The sequence below is a fragment of the Sphingomonas corticis genome, from assembly GCF_012035195.1.
Lineage (GTDB): Bacteria > Pseudomonadota > Alphaproteobacteria > Sphingomonadales > Sphingomonadaceae > Sphingomonas > Sphingomonas corticis.
Genome location: NZ_JAAVJH010000033.1, coordinates 1 through 14,005, shown reverse-complemented (window position 1 = coordinate 14,005; position 14,005 = coordinate 1). Strand labels below are relative to the sequence as shown.

13 protein-coding genes and 1 pseudogene are annotated in these 14,005 nt (G+C 65.2%); 3 read left to right on the top strand and 11 right to left on the bottom strand.

The window, feature by feature from the left end:
- Positions 1–128 precede the first annotated feature (128 nt).
- From HBH26_RS19775 to HBH26_RS19745, 7 genes and pseudogenes are all read right to left on the bottom strand, one after another.
- A pseudogene (locus HBH26_RS19775) lies at positions 129–596 on the bottom strand (SRPBCC domain-containing protein); the annotation flags it as partial.
- 53 nt (positions 597–649) lie between these two features.
- Complete coding sequence (locus HBH26_RS19770) at positions 650–3,895, bottom strand: efflux RND transporter permease subunit (RefSeq protein WP_039335367.1); 3,246 nt, start codon at positions 3,893–3,895, stop codon at positions 650–652.
- A gap of 3 nt (positions 3,896–3,898) precedes the next feature.
- Complete coding sequence (locus HBH26_RS19765) at positions 3,899–5,077, bottom strand: efflux RND transporter periplasmic adaptor subunit (RefSeq protein WP_004212877.1); 1,179 nt, start codon at positions 5,075–5,077, stop codon at positions 3,899–3,901.
- Positions 5,077–6,354, bottom strand: a complete 1,278-nt coding sequence (locus HBH26_RS19760) for a TolC family protein (protein WP_004212875.1) — start codon at positions 6,352–6,354, stop codon at positions 5,077–5,079. The genes HBH26_RS19765 and HBH26_RS19760 overlap by 1 nt, the downstream gene beginning before the upstream one ends.
- A gap of 60 nt (positions 6,355–6,414) precedes the next feature.
- Positions 6,415–6,711, bottom strand: coding sequence for a hypothetical protein (locus tag HBH26_RS19755; RefSeq protein ID WP_007406840.1), 297 nt, complete (start codon positions 6,709–6,711; stop codon positions 6,415–6,417).
- A 73-nt stretch (positions 6,712–6,784) separates the two neighbouring features.
- Positions 6,785–8,752 (bottom strand): FTR1 family protein, encoded by a 1,968-nt coding sequence (locus HBH26_RS19750; protein WP_168136311.1) that lies wholly within the window; start codon positions 8,750–8,752, stop codon positions 6,785–6,787.
- Entirely contained in the window at positions 8,752–9,378 is a 627-nt protein-coding gene (locus HBH26_RS19745; protein ID WP_168136310.1) for a cation efflux transmembrane domain-containing protein, read from the bottom strand. The genes HBH26_RS19750 and HBH26_RS19745 overlap by 1 nt, the downstream gene beginning before the upstream one ends.
- Before the next feature lie 76 nt (positions 9,379–9,454).
- On the opposite strand from HBH26_RS19745, the gene HBH26_RS19740 reads away from it, so the two are divergent.
- Positions 9,455–9,871, top strand: a complete 417-nt coding sequence (locus tag HBH26_RS19740; RefSeq protein ID WP_168136309.1) for a MerR family transcriptional regulator — start codon at positions 9,455–9,457, stop codon at positions 9,869–9,871.
- Here the strand turns inward: HBH26_RS19740 and HBH26_RS19735 are convergent.
- The 3 genes from HBH26_RS19735 to HBH26_RS19725 all read right to left on the bottom strand — a co-directional run bounded on the left by HBH26_RS19735 (position 9,865) and on the right by HBH26_RS19725 (position 11,978).
- Positions 9,865–11,067 (bottom strand): aspartyl protease family protein, encoded by a 1,203-nt coding sequence (locus HBH26_RS19735; protein WP_168136312.1) that lies wholly within the window; start codon positions 11,065–11,067, stop codon positions 9,865–9,867. The two genes, HBH26_RS19740 and HBH26_RS19735, sit on opposite strands and share 7 nt — an antisense overlap.
- Positions 11,068–11,340: 273 nt before the next feature.
- Positions 11,341–11,562, bottom strand: coding sequence for a GDCCVxC domain-containing (seleno)protein (locus HBH26_RS19730; RefSeq protein WP_168136308.1), 222 nt, complete (start codon positions 11,560–11,562; stop codon positions 11,341–11,343).
- The gene (locus HBH26_RS19725) at positions 11,562–11,978 is read right to left on the bottom strand and encodes a hypothetical protein (RefSeq protein WP_168136307.1); all 417 of its coding nucleotides are present in this window, start codon (positions 11,976–11,978) and stop codon (positions 11,562–11,564) included. The genes HBH26_RS19730 and HBH26_RS19725 overlap by 1 nt, the downstream gene beginning before the upstream one ends.
- Before the next feature lie 62 nt (positions 11,979–12,040).
- On the opposite strand from HBH26_RS19725, the gene HBH26_RS19720 reads away from it, so the two are divergent.
- Both HBH26_RS19720 and HBH26_RS19715 read left to right on the top strand, forming a co-directional pair.
- Positions 12,041–12,457: a MerR family transcriptional regulator gene (locus HBH26_RS19720; RefSeq protein WP_047867282.1), complete on the top strand. Its 417-nt coding sequence runs from the start codon at positions 12,041–12,043 to the stop codon at positions 12,455–12,457.
- Positions 12,458–12,615: 158 nt separating this feature from the next.
- On the top strand, positions 12,616–13,191 hold the full coding sequence (locus HBH26_RS19715) for a recombinase family protein (protein WP_168136306.1): 576 nt from the start codon (positions 12,616–12,618) through the stop codon (positions 13,189–13,191).
- Between the two features lie 73 nt (positions 13,192–13,264).
- Here HBH26_RS19715 and HBH26_RS21365 read toward each other — a convergent pair.
- Positions 13,265–14,005: hypothetical protein (locus tag HBH26_RS21365; RefSeq protein WP_239024949.1), on the bottom strand; the 741-nt coding region annotated here is incomplete at its 5' end.

Sequence of the window (14,005 nt, the reverse complement as noted above, 5' to 3'; positions counted from 1 at the left end):
TACCAGCATCCCGATCTCGCCGCCTGACACACCGCCAAGCGAGCAGCCTAGACCACCGGGATGAGGGGTCCTTTTTCGACGCCGATCACCCCGCTACCGGGGTCCCTTTTCCACGCCGATCCACAGTAGCGGAAGGGGACGCGCTGACGATTGATAGCCCGGGCAGGCTGACCTACCCGCCAGCGGAGATAGGTTGCGAGGCGATCGTCAGATTCGACCATCAGGGATCGCAGGCGGCGCAACATCATCGCCGCGAACGGCAGGGAGAGCGCCCCGCGCAGCGTGCAGCTATGCGTTAGCCTGGTGCCGCCATCGTCCCCCGCCAGCTCGTACCGCTCTTCGAGCGTGAACAGATAGGGGATGCCGCAGGACCAAGCGAAGGCGTGCGGTTTATCGAATCGATCAATCCGTGCTGGCGTCCGAATTGGCCGGGTGATGCCCTGGATCGCAAAGGTGCATTCTGTGTCGCCGAGCCGGGACGGATCATCGAGAAATACGAGCGGACTCCACGCCCGGCGATGATCCGGATCGGTGAGTGCCGACCAGATGCGCAGTGGCCCGCCGTGAAGCATCGAGCTGGTTATGGTGCGAGGCATATCCCCATCTCCCAGAGATGGGCGGGGCGATCGCGGATCGCCCCGCCCATCCATCAGGCCAAGTTGTTCACGAAGGTCTGACCGTGGTCGTCCCCTTCATGCTCCTCATTGTAGTGCTCGGGTTTCTCGATCACTTTCTGCCCGAACCGGGCATAGAGTGTCGGCAGCACGAACAGCGTAAGAAGCGTCGCCGAGATCAGACCGCCGATGACGACCGTCGCCAAAGGCTTTTGAACCTCTGCGCCGGCGCCTTCGCCCAGCGCCATCGGCACGAAGCCGAGGCTGGCGACTAGCGCGGTCATGATGACGGGTCGCAGACGCTGCATCGCGCCAACATGCGCGGCTTCCTCGCGGCTCATCCCTGATCGGATCAGATCTTGGATCGAGCTGACCATGACGAGGCCGTTGAGGACCGCGATGCCCGAGAGGGCGATGAAGCCCACTGCCGCCGAGATCGAGAAGTCCATGCCCCGCAGGAACAGCAACAGGACGCCGCCCACCAGCGCGAAAGGCACGCCGGTGAACACGATCGCGGCGTCGCGGACCGATCCCAACGCCCCGTAGAGGAGCAGCAGGATCAAGATGAAGCAAGCCGGAATGACCAGCTTCAGCCGTTCGCTTGCCGATTGGAGGTTCTCGAACTGGCCGCCCCATTCGAGATAGGTGCCGGCAGGCAGCCGGAGTTGGCTGCCGATCGCCGCCTGCGCATCCGCCACGACGGATCCGACGTCGCGGCCACGCACGTTGGCTTGCACCACCACGCGCCGCTTGCCGTTCTCGCGGCTGATCTGGTTCGGACCATCGACCACCTTGATCTCGGCGACGCTGGACAGCGGTACATAGCCGCCGCCTGCCACCGGCACCTGCACCTGTTGGAGCAGGCCGATGTCGGCACGCTGCGCCTCCGACAGGCGGATCACCACGGGGAAGCGACGGTCGCCCTCGAAGATCTGGCCCGATGTTCGCCCGCCGATCGTCGCAGTCACGGTGTCCTGCACATCCTGAGCCGTAACGCCCAACCGCGCCATCGCGTCGCGGTTGACGCGAATGTCGAGCATGGGAAGACCGGTCGTCTGCTCCACCTTCACGTCCGCTGCGCCTTGCGTTCTGCGCAGCACCGCCGCGATTTGCTCGGCCGTCCGGTTCATCTGGTTGAAGTCGTCCCCGAACACCTTCACCGCGATGTCGCCGCGCACGCCGGCGATCAGCTCGTTGAAGCGCATCTGGATGGGCTGGGTGATCTCGTAGGCATTTCCCGGAATCTTCGCGAGATTACCCTCGATCCGGCTGACCAGCTCCTCCTTGGGAAGCTCAGGATCCGGCCAATCCTTGCGCGGCTTCAGGATGACGAACATGTCGGTCGCGTTCGGCGGCATCGGGTCGGCCGCCAGCTCGGCGGTGCCCGTCTTGGAATAGACGAATTGCACCTCCGGCTGCTTCGACATCATCCGCTCGATCGGCACCTGCATCGCCTGGCTCTGCTGGACCGACGTTGCCGGAATGCGGAGCGACTGGATCAGCAAATCGCCTTCGTCGAGCTGCGGCAGGAACACCGAGCCGAGCGTAGTGAAAGCAAGCGCCGCCACCACAAGGCTTCCCACACCCGCACCGATCGTCAGCGTCGGGCGCTTCATGGCCCGGTCGAGACCGGGTTCGTAGCGCTTCTTCAGCCACGTGATGATGCGGCCGTCCTTCTCCTCGACCTTCTTCGACAGCCAGATCGCAATCATCGCCGGCACGAAGGTGAGAGAGAGGATGAAGGCGAAGGCGAGCGCGATGATGACGGTCAGCGCCATCGGTCCGAACGTTTTACCCTCCACGCCGGTCAGCGTGAGCAGCGGTACGTAGACGAGGATGATGATTGCCTGCCCGTAAACCGAGGGGCGGATCATCTCGCGAGCGGCGGCTGCCACGGTCGCAAGCCGTTCCTTGACGGTCAGCAAGCGACCTTCATGATGCTGTTGTTCGGCAAGCCGCCTCAGCGCGTTTTCAACGATGATGACGGCGCCGTCGACGATCAGACCGAAGTCCAAAGCCCCAAGGCTCATCAGATTGGCCGAGACCCCAGCGCGCAGCATACCAAAGCCTGTCAGCATCATGGTGATCGGGATGACCAACGCCGCGATCAGGGCCGCACGGAAGTTGCCGAGCAGCAGGAAGAGCACGACGATGACCAGCACCGCGCCTTCGGACAGGTTTTTCGCGACCGTCTTGATCGTCGAATTGACCAGCTCGGTGCGGTTCAGCACCGGCTGAATTACGACGTCAGGAGGCAGCGAAGCGTTGATCGTCTTCAGTTTCTCAGCGACCGCGGTCGACACGATGCGGCTGTTCTCGCCGATCCGCATGATCGCCGTGCCGACGACGACTTCGGTACCGTTCTCCGATGCCGAACCCATGCGGATCGCCTGACCCGTCTTCACAGTCGCAACTTGTTCGACCGTGATCGGCACGCCGTTACGTGTCGCGATCACGGTCCTGGCCAACTCGCTGGCATTGCGAACGAGCGCATCCGAGCGAACAGCCAGACCTTCGCCATTGCGATTGACGAAGCCACCGCCGACGCTGGTGTTATTGCGCTCCAGCGCATTTCCCAGGTCCGTCAGCGTGATGCCGAGCGAGGCCAGCTTCTGCACGTCGGGCACGACGAGGAACTGCTTGGCGTAACCGCCAATCGAGTCGACACCGGCGAGGCCCGGTGTGGTCTTCAGAAGCGGCGTCACGATCCAGTCCTGCGCGGTGCGCAGGTAGGTCGCCTTGTCCTCTTCGGTCGTCAGTCGCTCGCCCTCTGGCGTGATGTAGCTGCCATCGGGCTGTTGGCCCGGTTCACCGGGCTTGTGCTTGTCGTCCTCGCGATGATCGAGACGAACGGTGTACATGTACACCTCGCCCAGGCCTGTCGCGATCGGACCCATTTCAGGGTTCACGCCGTCGGGCAGATTCTCTTGCACGCCCCGCAGACGCTCGCCCACCTGCTGGCGGGCGAAATAGATGTCCGTCGCGTCCGAAAAGACCGCCGTGATCTGCGCGAAGCCGTTGCGGCTCAACGAGCGCGTATATTCCAGGCCGGGGGTGCCGGCGAGCGCGGTTTCGATTGGAAACGACACCTGCTTCTCGACCAGCTCGGGCGAGAGGGCAGGCGCGCGGACGTTGATCTGGACCTGATTGTTGGTGATGTCCGGCACCGCGTCGATCGGTAGCCGGTAGAGGGAAAAGGCGCCGATGGCGGCGACGATGACGGTGAGGAGCAGGACTAGCCAGCGCTTCTCGACCGCCCAGGTTACGATACGGGCGATCATGGCTTAATCCTCGTGGCTCGCTTCGCCCTTGCCGATCTCGGCCTTGAGCGTGAAACTTCCGGTGGTGGCGATCTGTTCGTTGCCGGTCAGGCCCGACCGGACGATCACCGTGTCGCCCGACGCATCGCCGAGCTGGACCGGGGTCGCCTTGAAGCCGGTGGGCGTGCGCACGAACACGACCGACTTGCCCTCGAAACTCTGGACCGCCGTCGTCGGCACGCGGACCGCCCCGCTCCCGCCGCTGCCCGTGAGCTGCACGGCTGCCGTCACAGGCTCGCCGACCCGCCATTCGCCACCGCGATTGTCGAGGGTGGCGAGCGCAGGCACGAGCCGCGTCTGCGGATCAAGCGCCGGCGACACGAAGGTCACGCGGGCGGTCGCCTGACGGCCTGCCGCCTTCACCAGCACCGTATTGCCGGGACGCACCCGGCCCGCATCCTCGGGCTTGAGATTAAGCGCGATCGACACCTGGCTCAGGTTGGCGATGCGATAGAGTTCGGCATCCGCCGCGACCGTTTGTCCCAGCGTCACGGGGCGCGCAATGATCTGGCCCGAGATCGGCGCGGCAATGCCGAGCCGGTTGAGCCCGCCGCCGCCGACACCCGCCGCCGAAACCATGCTCTGCGCCTGCGTCAGGGCGATCCGCGCCTCCGTCGCCGCTGTGCGGGCGGCGATCAGATCCTGTTCAGGGGAGACTCTCTGCGCGAACAGCCGCTGTTCGCGCGCGAGGTTCGAATTAGCGAGCTGAAGCCGCGCCCGCGCCGCCTCGACCTCGCCCTTGATCTGCGCCGCCTCGCGGCTTTCGATGACCGCAATGGTCTGGCCGCGTCCGACCGATTGGCCGAGGTTACGGGTGAGCGCGACCACGCGTCCCGCAATTGCGGCCGAGACGACCTGCGTGCCCTGTGGGTCGCCCTCGATGATCGCGGGCAGCTCGATCGTCCCGGCCCCGCCGATGATCGGCCGTCCGACCTGGACGCCCGCTGTGGCGATCTGGTCGGCACCCAATGTGACGACGCCTTCACCGGCATGACCGCCTTCAGCACCGCCCTTTTCCGTGCCCGCTGCCGTCTCATTGGCAGCTGCGCCTTCGGCAGTTGCCTCGTTTCCGCCATCCTTGCCGCCGCAGGCAGCCAAGAGCAGGGCGAGCGACGCCGCGCCCGCGAGATAAAAGCTCTTCATCACTGATTCCCCCCATTGGGCGCACGAGCGGTCAGTCGCTCCACTTGCGCGCGGGCATTCTGGTAATTGGCAAGCGCGTCGATCGCGGCGACCCGCGTTTCGGCGAGCGTGCGTTCAGCATCGAGCAATTCGAGCTGGCCGAACTTGCCCTCGCGATAGCCGATCCGCGCGATGCGGGCGGCCTCCTGTGCAGCCGCCAGCGCCGGCCCCGACGCCGCACGAGCCGTCGTTGCGGCATTGGCCGCCTGCGCCTGCGCGTCCGTGATCGCCTGTTCGATGTCGAGCGCGGTCACGCGGCGCTGCGCATCCGCCTGGGTCCGCTGCGCGGTCGCCTGCGCAATCGCGGCGCGACCATTGTTGAACACCGGGATCGGGATCGACACGCTGAACACCGCCGCCATGTCGTTGGTCGCTTCCAGGCGGCGGATCGACGGCCCGACGTTCAGGTCAGGCACGCGATTGGCGCGCGCGAGCCGCACGCCGGCTTCGGCAATGGAGAAATCCGCGTTGGCTGCCGCCAGCGCGAGTGTGCCGGTCGTGTTGACCGGTGCCAACGGCCCATAGACGTTCACACCGGGAAGGCGATCGAGCAGCGTGTCATCGAGCAGGCCGTCGATCGGCCGTCCGATCCGACGCGCCAGATTGGCGCGGGCCGCCTCGGCCAAGCGAAGCTGCCGCTCCACATTGGCGTCGGCATTGATACGCGCGACATCCGCGCGCTGTTGCTCGAGTGGCGATGCCCGCCCTGCCTGCACGCGAACGCTCGCGGCCCGCAGCGCATCGCTGGCGATCCGGGCCTGATCGCGGGCTGTCATTACCCGGCGATCGGCCGCGACCGCTTCGACATAGAGCTGCGTTACCTGAAGCCGGACATCCGCCGCGATGATCGCGGCCTGGATCTCGGCCCGGGACAATTGCGCATTGGCGACCGCGACGCGGGCGCCGCGCTTGCCGCCTAGCTCGATCGGGATCGCAAAGCCGACCGTGGTTTCCGCGCTGCGGACCCCCCGATACGGCCCGGAGCCGATGACATTCTCGACTTGGCCTTGAACCACCGGATTGGGCCGCAAGCCGGCGACTGTGCGACCTGCACGGGCCGCGTCGATTCCAGCTGTCGCCGCTTCCGCAGCAGGGGCCGAACCGCCCGCTGCACTGACCGCTTGGTCAAGCGTGTAGACCGGCGCATCCTGCGCAACAGGCGCGGACGGTCCGACCTGCGCCTGCGCCATCGTGGCGCAAGACGCTGCGGCCAGCATGGCCGCGAGGATACGATTCATGAAAATAGGACTCCTGACGATGATCGACAGGGGCGCGCCAACGCACGCCCAAATCGGACGTCAGGCTTGGGGGGGCCTCAAATGGACCATGCCGGTGCGGCCGTCGAGCGACGCAGAGGCGGAGATTGTCGGCTTGGGCACTGTGAGGACGGGGGTATATTCCATCGTCGTGCGCGCAGGCGCGCCGACGTCGTGTCCGTGACAATAATTGTGATGATGCGGGACATTCTTGTCCGAGTCCGATGGCACCTGATCGATGTCACCGGCGGTATGGACCGTGAACTCAACGCCCGCGATGCTTCCCCCCGCCAGATCGGCGGCATGGGCCATGCCGGAGAAGCTGGTCAGGACCAGCATCAGGCATGTCAGGAAAGGCAAAAAGGCTCGCACTAGCTTGCCTCTATCACGGAAGGGTTTTCATGTCATTGCACTAATTCGAACCAAGGGTCACTGAGCCGGAACCCGAGCGGGATCGGTCGCGCCCGTTCCAGGCGAACCCGACCGCAATGGCGACCGCCATCAGGAGTTGCGCCAGCACCGATTGCCAAGTTGGAAACACGCCGAGCATCGACAGCCGTGGCACGTCCGCGAGCGGTGCGATGTTGATAAGGCCGGCTTCCTGGAGCGCGGCGACGCCTTTACCCGCCAGCACGACGGTCAGGACCGCCATGAGCCAGGAGCTATAGCGGAAGAACTGCGCGATCGGCAGCTTGCGACTGTAGCGAAGCATGGCCCAAGCGATCAGGCTGAGCAGTCCAATCGCCGACCCGGCCCCCGCGAGAAGCATCCCGTTGTCACCTTGCGCCGAAAGCGCGGCATAGAACAGGATCGTCTCGAAGACCTCGCGATAAACTACGACGAACGCCAGCCCGAACAGGAACCAGCCCGACCCGCCCGAGAGCGCCCGCGACATCTTCTCGCGAATATAGCGCTGCCACTGATCGGCCTGCGCCTTGCCGTGCATCCAAATCCCGACCGAGAGCAGCACGACCGCGGCGAACAGCGAGCCAAACCCTTCCGTCAGCTCCCGGCTCGCACCGCTGATCCCGATCGCATAGGTGGCGACCGCCCAGGTGATCCCGCCCGCGATGATCGCGCTGACCCAGCCGCCATGCACGTACCGCAGCGCCTCGCCGCGCTCGGCTTTACGCAGGAACGCGATCATGGCGACAACGATGAGCAGGGCTTCGAGCCCTTCACGCAGCAGGATCGTGAACGCGCCCAGGAACGTGGACGCTTCGGTGGCGGCATCAGGCGCGAGCGCCGCTTCCGCATCGTCGAAAAGGCCGCCCAGTACTGCGACCTTCTCCGCGAGATCATCGGGCGACGCGCCCCGGTCGATCGAGGCGCGGAACTCCCCCATCGCGCCCTCGATTCGACCCATCAGCGTCGCGTCGCGCGCGGTGAGTGTTGGCTCGATCGGCTCGAACCCATCGAGATAGGCCGACAGCGCCAGCTCTTTCGCCATGCGCGCATCGCCGCGCCGCGCAGCCGCCACGCTTTCGGCGAGTTTGGCGCGGGCGACCGCGAGCGAGCCGGGAGCCTGTTGTATCACCTGTTCGGGATGACGACGCAGGAACGCGAGCACTGGGTCAGCCTTGGCGTCGCCGATCGCCGCGCCGAGCGCGGCCGGGGTGAGCGCGACCAGGGTTTTCAGGTCCGGAATGCGCCGGCGAAGGGTCGGGTTGGATTTCCAAAGCCGCTCGCCTTCGCGCGCCTGCGCATCCGTGAAGGCGAAGCTCCCGGCTCGGAATGCTACCGCCCAGCGCTGATCGTTCGGCAGATCGGCGAAGCTCTGCATCGCCGTCCCGTCGATGCCTTGCGTCACCACCTGATAGAGCGCGAACACGCTGCGCTGGCGCGCGCGCTCGGCATCGGTGAAGGCGATCGGAGGCGTAGCGAGCTTGGCGGCGTCAGGGCCACGGCCGTTGCCTGTCATCCCATGACAGGACGCGCAGGATTGCCGGAACAGGGCATCGCCGGAGACGAGGTTCGGAGCCTTATCGGGCGCGAGCGGCACCGGGTAGGCGCGCAGCAGATCGGCCGCGAGCCCATGCGCCAGTGCTGCCACCTGTTCAGTCGATCCCTTTTCCGCGATCACCGCCTGAAGGTTGGCGGCCCGCTGGATGAGGGCTTGACGCTCCGGCTTCGCCGGCAAGCCTTGAAGCCGTGTCGAGACCGACGCGGCAAACTCATTCATTTCGGCGTACTCAGAAGCGCTCTTGATCCGACCGTTCGCGACCGCGCCTCCATAATCGACGGCCATATAGTCGAGCAGCCGCCATGCGGTTTGGACGTCGCCGGGTTCGGCGATAGCCGCCGCCGGGATCAGCAGCGCAGCGAGCGCGGAGAGCAGCCGCAACGAGAGCATTGCCCGGATCAAGGCGAGCAGACGCACTACCGCTCTCCCAATTCGCGCCGAGCGCCGGTGACGATTTCATAAGCCGAGTGGAGGAACAGGAGGGCGATGAGGCCGGCGACGGCGAGGTCCGGCCAGGCGCTTCCCGTCCACGCCACCAGACCGGCCGCGGCGATCACCGCGACATTGGCGAGCGCGTCGTTGCGGCTGAACAGCCAGATCGCGCGAACATTGGCGTCGCCTTCCCGGAAACGCGCAAGCACCAAGGCGGACACCACATTGATCGCGAGCGCGACAACGCCGATTGCGCCCATCAGTTCGGCATCGGGCGCGGTTGCGTTCACGGCGCGCCAAATCGCGAAGCCGATCACGCCCACCCCAAGCGCACCGAGGAACAACCCCTGCGTCAGCGCAACCTTTGCCCTCGCCCGCGCGGACCAGGCAAGCGCGAGAAGACCGATAAGGCTGATCGACCCGTCCCCGAGAAAATCGAGCGAGTCGGCTTTCAGTGCTTGGCTATCGGCGATGAACCCGCCGAATAGCTCGGCAATGCCGAAACCTAGGTTGAGCACCACAACGGTCAGCAGCGCACGGCGATAGGCCGGATCGGTTTGCGCGCGCGCGGGCTCCCCGTGGCACCCGCAGCTTTCGGTAGAAGCATCCATGCGGCCTTTCCTACCACCTCTAGTCGCTGTAGAAGCAAGCGAAATGTGCGAGACGTTCGCATTAGCAAGGGTGCATATGAAGCCGGTGATGATCGGGCAGCTCGCTCGCGAGACGTCGACGAAGGTCACGACGATCCGCTTCTATGAGTCGATCGGGTTGCTGCGATCCGCCCCTCGCACGGCGTCGGGCCGCAGAACCTACGACGCCAGCGACATCGAGCGTTTGCACTTCATCCGCAACGGACGCCGGCTCGGCTTCTCGGTCGACGAGATTCGGTCGTTGATGGGGCTGGCGCAGAACCCGGACCAGGATTGCGGTGCCGCCTCAGCTATCGCCGCTCAGCACCTCAAGGATGTGGAGGAGAGACTGGCGCAACTCGCGGTGTTGCGGGACGAACTCGCCATGCTCAGCCAGAGCTGCACCAAGGCGCGCATGGCCGATTGTCGGATCATGAAGGCGATCGGCAAAGGCCACCCTCAAGCCGATCAATAATAATCGGCCAGCCTAAGCTCGCGCACGTCACCTGAGGCCATCGTCAGCTTTACGAGTGTTCCAGCGGGCCGGGAGCGCGCTTGCCAGAGTTCCCCACGAGTATAGTTCGCATCGATCGAATGGCCGTTCACCGCCACGATCCGGTCGCCGACCGCCCAGCCAACCTTTTCCGCGGGACTGTTCGCTGCCACATGAACGACGGTGAGCGCCGTTGGTGAAGCTGCGAGGCCAAGGCCGCTACGATCCTTCAGCATCGGCAGGCGACGACGAGGACCGAGCTGCCGAAGCCACACGAACCCGGCCGTCACATCGAACACCACGTCGAATTGAGCGATAAGCGGTAGGCCGACGTTGCCAACCGTGCTGGTGGAGAGCCAAGCTCTCATCCCGAGTGTGGGGACGTTCGAGACACCGAGCCCTTCGATGTTGATGTTCTGGATCGTGAACGCATCGTTGATTCGCACACCATCGACGCCGCCGATCGCCGCGGTCGAGACGAGCTTGCCGTTCAACAGCCCTTGATCGCGGGCATAGGCCGCCGAGAGCATCAGCGCGGTCGAACTGCCAAGATCGATCATCAACGGCACGGGAGACAAGCCCGCGACGGAGGCCCGAATGAACAGCTCCTGCTTGGCACCGCGCCCGAGCGCGACAGCGCGCCAATCAGGGCCGGCGAGGAACGTCCCCGACTTGACGACCGCCATACGCCTGTTCTCGAAATCGAGCGCGATGCAGTTCCCCGTGAACATATCCGCGCCGAGGAGAATATCGATCGGTCGTCCGAAGGCCGCCGACACTGCACTCAGATCACCAACAATGGCAAAGGGTAAGCGACGGGTTTCGCGGGCGAGCTGCACGTCGATGTCGCGCACCAGCAGCACCGGGGCCTTGGCGCTCAGCCCGCTAATCATGCGCCGCTCACCATTGTTCAAGCCGAGCTTCGCCGCGAGCGCCGTGCTCATGATCGACGCGCCGCTGCCACTGTCGAGCACCGCCCGCACCGGCACTCCGCCCACTTGCGCCGAAACAAGGAGGGTATTACCCGTGCCGACTTCCAGCGGCTCCCATTCGAGGTGAGCCGCACCAAAGTTCCACGAGCTCGCAGACCGGGAAGTCCCTAGCGCGTGCGTAGGAGAACCGAGCACCAAGCCGGTTCCGCAGGCCAGCAGCCGCGCCACTAACGAGCGTCGAGACATACCGATTGCTTCAACACGGGCCGTCAAAAAGCCGTCTCCAGCCTCCCGTCCGCGGGAGAGCAAATTGCGGTTACATGCTCTAGCCACTGGAGGAGCAAGGGCTTTTGGAGCGCCCGAAATGCTGTCCTGTTCAGATGCCCCCTCGAAAACGAATGTTTCAACGAGAGATAGATCGGTGTCACAACCGGTTGGATGAGACTGAAGTAGCAACTACGCTTTTTCGCGTCCTTGAGCGGTGCAGAACCGCGGTTCACAAAGGGGCATGGGCTCGCCTCACCCGCAGCAGCCCGCCACACGCCCGTTTGCTTTCGCTTCCTGAATCGGAGGGCATGGTACATCGCCGAATGAGCAGAACACACAGCAGTCGCCGGCCAACGGCCGCAGCACCGCCGCACAATGCCGGCAATCATAGAAGAACTGGCAGGCGTTGGTGGGCATCGTCTCGGTCGCGACCCCGCCGCACTTGGGGCAGGTCAGGGCGGAGGTGAGCTGCATCAGGAAAGCGCCTTCATCAATGGCGCTTCAAGGCGATCCCATATTAACGCGACCACCGTTAGGACCGTGCCGATCGCGAGCACGATCGGAGTGGCGCTAGAAGGCAGCGGCACGGTGCAGGACCGATCCGCAGCGCAAGCCCTTCGGCGCCGCGCATAGGCCCACCACCCGGCAGCCAGACCGATGAGCGAGAGTGCCGTCAGCGGCCAGCGCAGCGGCATCAGCGCGGCGAAGGTACTGGAAACGCCGGCTCCAACGCCCATTGCCGCAAGCGCGAGCGGCAGGACGCAGCAGGAGGCAGCGGCCAGGACCGCGCCGAAGCTAGTCAGCGCGCCGAGGACGGATAGCCCCGTGTCGGCTCGACGGGTCGGCGCGGGCGGACCCAGGGTTTCGTGCGGGATCGTCCCTTGGTTCATCGGTCGTCTCCGGAGGAATGACCCGCTATGCCTCCTGTAGCGGCTACAGGAGCAAGCGATTTATGCGCGTCGAGCAAAGCATCGCGATAGGCGAGCTGTCGCGCCGGACTGGTGTGAACATCGAGACAATCCGATATTTTGAGCGCGTCGGCGTTCTCACAACGCCACCCCGCACGAGCGGCGGGCGGCGGGTATATGGGGCCGATCACGTCCGCGCCCTTGGATTCATCCGTCGCGCGCGAGAACTCGGTTTCACCCCGGCCGAGGTGCGCGCGATCCTATCACTTGGCGGTCCCGCGCAGGCGTCATGCTGTGAGGTCCGCGAGATCGCGGCCCACCATCTGGAGCGTGTTCGCGCCAAGATGGTCGATCTGGCGCAGCTCGAAAGCGTGCTCGCCACGACTATCGACCGTTGCGGGGGCGACGGGGCGGCAAGTTGCGCCGTGATCGACTTGCTCGACCAACATGCGACTGCGTAGGTGCTGCAATCACCCCGTCTCGCGCAAACGGTCGATTGCGCGAGGATCGCGCCGATCGCAGCCGGGCCGCTAAAACGGCCCCGTCAGGTTCCGAAATCCGTCCCTTGTTTCCTTCTCCGAAATCCAGCTAGGTTGTGTCGAGTTTTCGGAGAACGGCTTTGCTCGTCGGCTATGCGCGCGTATCCACCAGGGATCAGTCCCCTGCCCTACAGCTCGATGCGCTTCGAGAAGCCGGGTGCGAGCGGGTGTTCATAGAGAAGGCATCGGGCGCGCAGCGCGAACGACCGGAGTTGCGAGCCGCGCTCGATTATCTCCGTGCCGGCGACACGCTGGCGGTGTGGAAGCTGGACCGGCTCGCGCGATCGGTGCGGCAGCTCGTGGAAACGGCCGAAGATCTCGCCAAGCGCGAGATCGGCCTTAGGGTGCTCACCCAGGCGATCGACACCACCAGCCCTGGCGGGCGGCTTGTGTTCCACGTCTTCGCGGCCGTCGCCGAGTTCGAGCGCGAGCTGACCTTGGAGCGCACCCATGCTGGACTTGCCCAGGCGCGGGCCTTGGGGCGGCGTGGCGGGCGCAAGCCGTCGATGGGGCCGGCCGAGATCAAGCGCGCCAAGGCCATGCTTGCCGATCCGACCATCACCGTCGAGGAGGTGGCAGCGCAGCTCGGGGTGCAGCCGTCGACGCTTTACCGACACATTCCGGGTGGGCGCAGCTCGCTTAGCCTACCGACGTAGTGGAGGCCGTCGTTCGACGGCCGTGTATCTGTCCCACCCACCCAACCCTCGGGCCGGGCCTACGGCCCGGCAGTCAAGCGAACAGGTCGCCGATCGCGCGCAGCCGGAAGGCATTGAGCCAGCGGCGCCGGCGATGCTCGCCGGCATCGTGCCGCATGTGGCACCGCTGGCAGAGTGCCGCCAGGTTGCGCGGCCGGTTGTCGCCGGGATCGTGGTTCAGGTGCGCGCTGGCGAGGACGACGCGCGTGACCCGCATCGAGGCGGGCGGGGCGATGCCGGCGAGGCCCGGTTGTGCGCGCGCGAGATCGTCCGGCGACGACAGGTGACGAACCCCCCTGCCCCGCCCGTCGCGCCAGCAGGCCGCGTCCTCGTCCCACCAGACCCCATCGCCCAGGTGCAGCACGTCGCGGCCATGCGGGCGACGGCAATGCTCGCAGCGTCCCTTGGCGCGGCCGAAGCGGATGAAGGCTGACAGCTCGCGCCAATCGATCGGATAGAGCCAGCGATGTTCGCGTGCGATCGGCATGACGATTCTATGAGTCAGGATCGGCAGGAACGAAAGCGGAAAACGGCTCTGATTCAGCAATATCATCAAGACTAAGCGACTAAGCGAATATGCGAATAAGTTGACGCCGATGAAGGCGACCTGACTTGATGTCTGTTCCCGTCCTGTTCTAGCTATGTGGTTAGGGTCAGGACCCATTGATGTGAGCGTTGCGATCTGATTCAGGCTCCGCAAGGAGACCGGAATGAGCGACCTGTTTTGGCTGACCGACGAGCAGATGGAGCGGCTGCGGCCGTTCTTTCCCAAGAG

What these genes read in the sequence shown, in the direction of transcription:
- HBH26_RS19770 (WP_039335367.1), bottom strand. Translation starts at nt 3,895, where the DNA reads ATGATCGCCCGTATCGTAACCTGGGCGGTCGAGAAGCGCTGGCTAGTC.
- HBH26_RS19765 (WP_004212877.1), bottom strand. Translation starts at nt 5,077, where the DNA reads ATGAAGAGCTTTTATCTCGCGGGCGCGGCGTCGCTCGCCCTGCTCTTG.
- HBH26_RS19760 (WP_004212875.1), bottom strand. Translation starts at nt 6,354, where the DNA reads ATGAATCGTATCCTCGCGGCCATGCTGGCCGCAGCGTCTTGCGCCACG.
- HBH26_RS19755 (WP_007406840.1), bottom strand. Translation starts at nt 6,711, where the DNA reads ATGCTGGTCCTGACCAGCTTCTCCGGCATGGCCCATGCCGCCGATCTG.
- HBH26_RS19745 (WP_168136310.1), bottom strand. Translation starts at nt 9,378, where the DNA reads ATGGATGCTTCTACCGAAAGCTGCGGGTGCCACGGGGAGCCCGCGCGC.
- HBH26_RS19740 (WP_168136309.1), top strand. Translation starts at nt 9,455, where the DNA reads ATGAAGCCGGTGATGATCGGGCAGCTCGCTCGCGAGACGTCGACGAAG.
- HBH26_RS19735 (WP_168136312.1), bottom strand. Translation starts at nt 11,067, where the DNA reads ATGTCTCGACGCTCGTTAGTGGCGCGGCTGCTGGCCTGCGGAACCGGC.
- HBH26_RS19730 (WP_168136308.1), bottom strand. Translation starts at nt 11,562, where the DNA reads ATGCAGCTCACCTCCGCCCTGACCTGCCCCAAGTGCGGCGGGGTCGCG.
- HBH26_RS19725 (WP_168136307.1), bottom strand. Translation starts at nt 11,978, where the DNA reads ATGAACCAAGGGACGATCCCGCACGAAACCCTGGGTCCGCCCGCGCCG.
- HBH26_RS19720 (WP_047867282.1), top strand. Translation starts at nt 12,041, where the DNA reads ATGCGCGTCGAGCAAAGCATCGCGATAGGCGAGCTGTCGCGCCGGACT.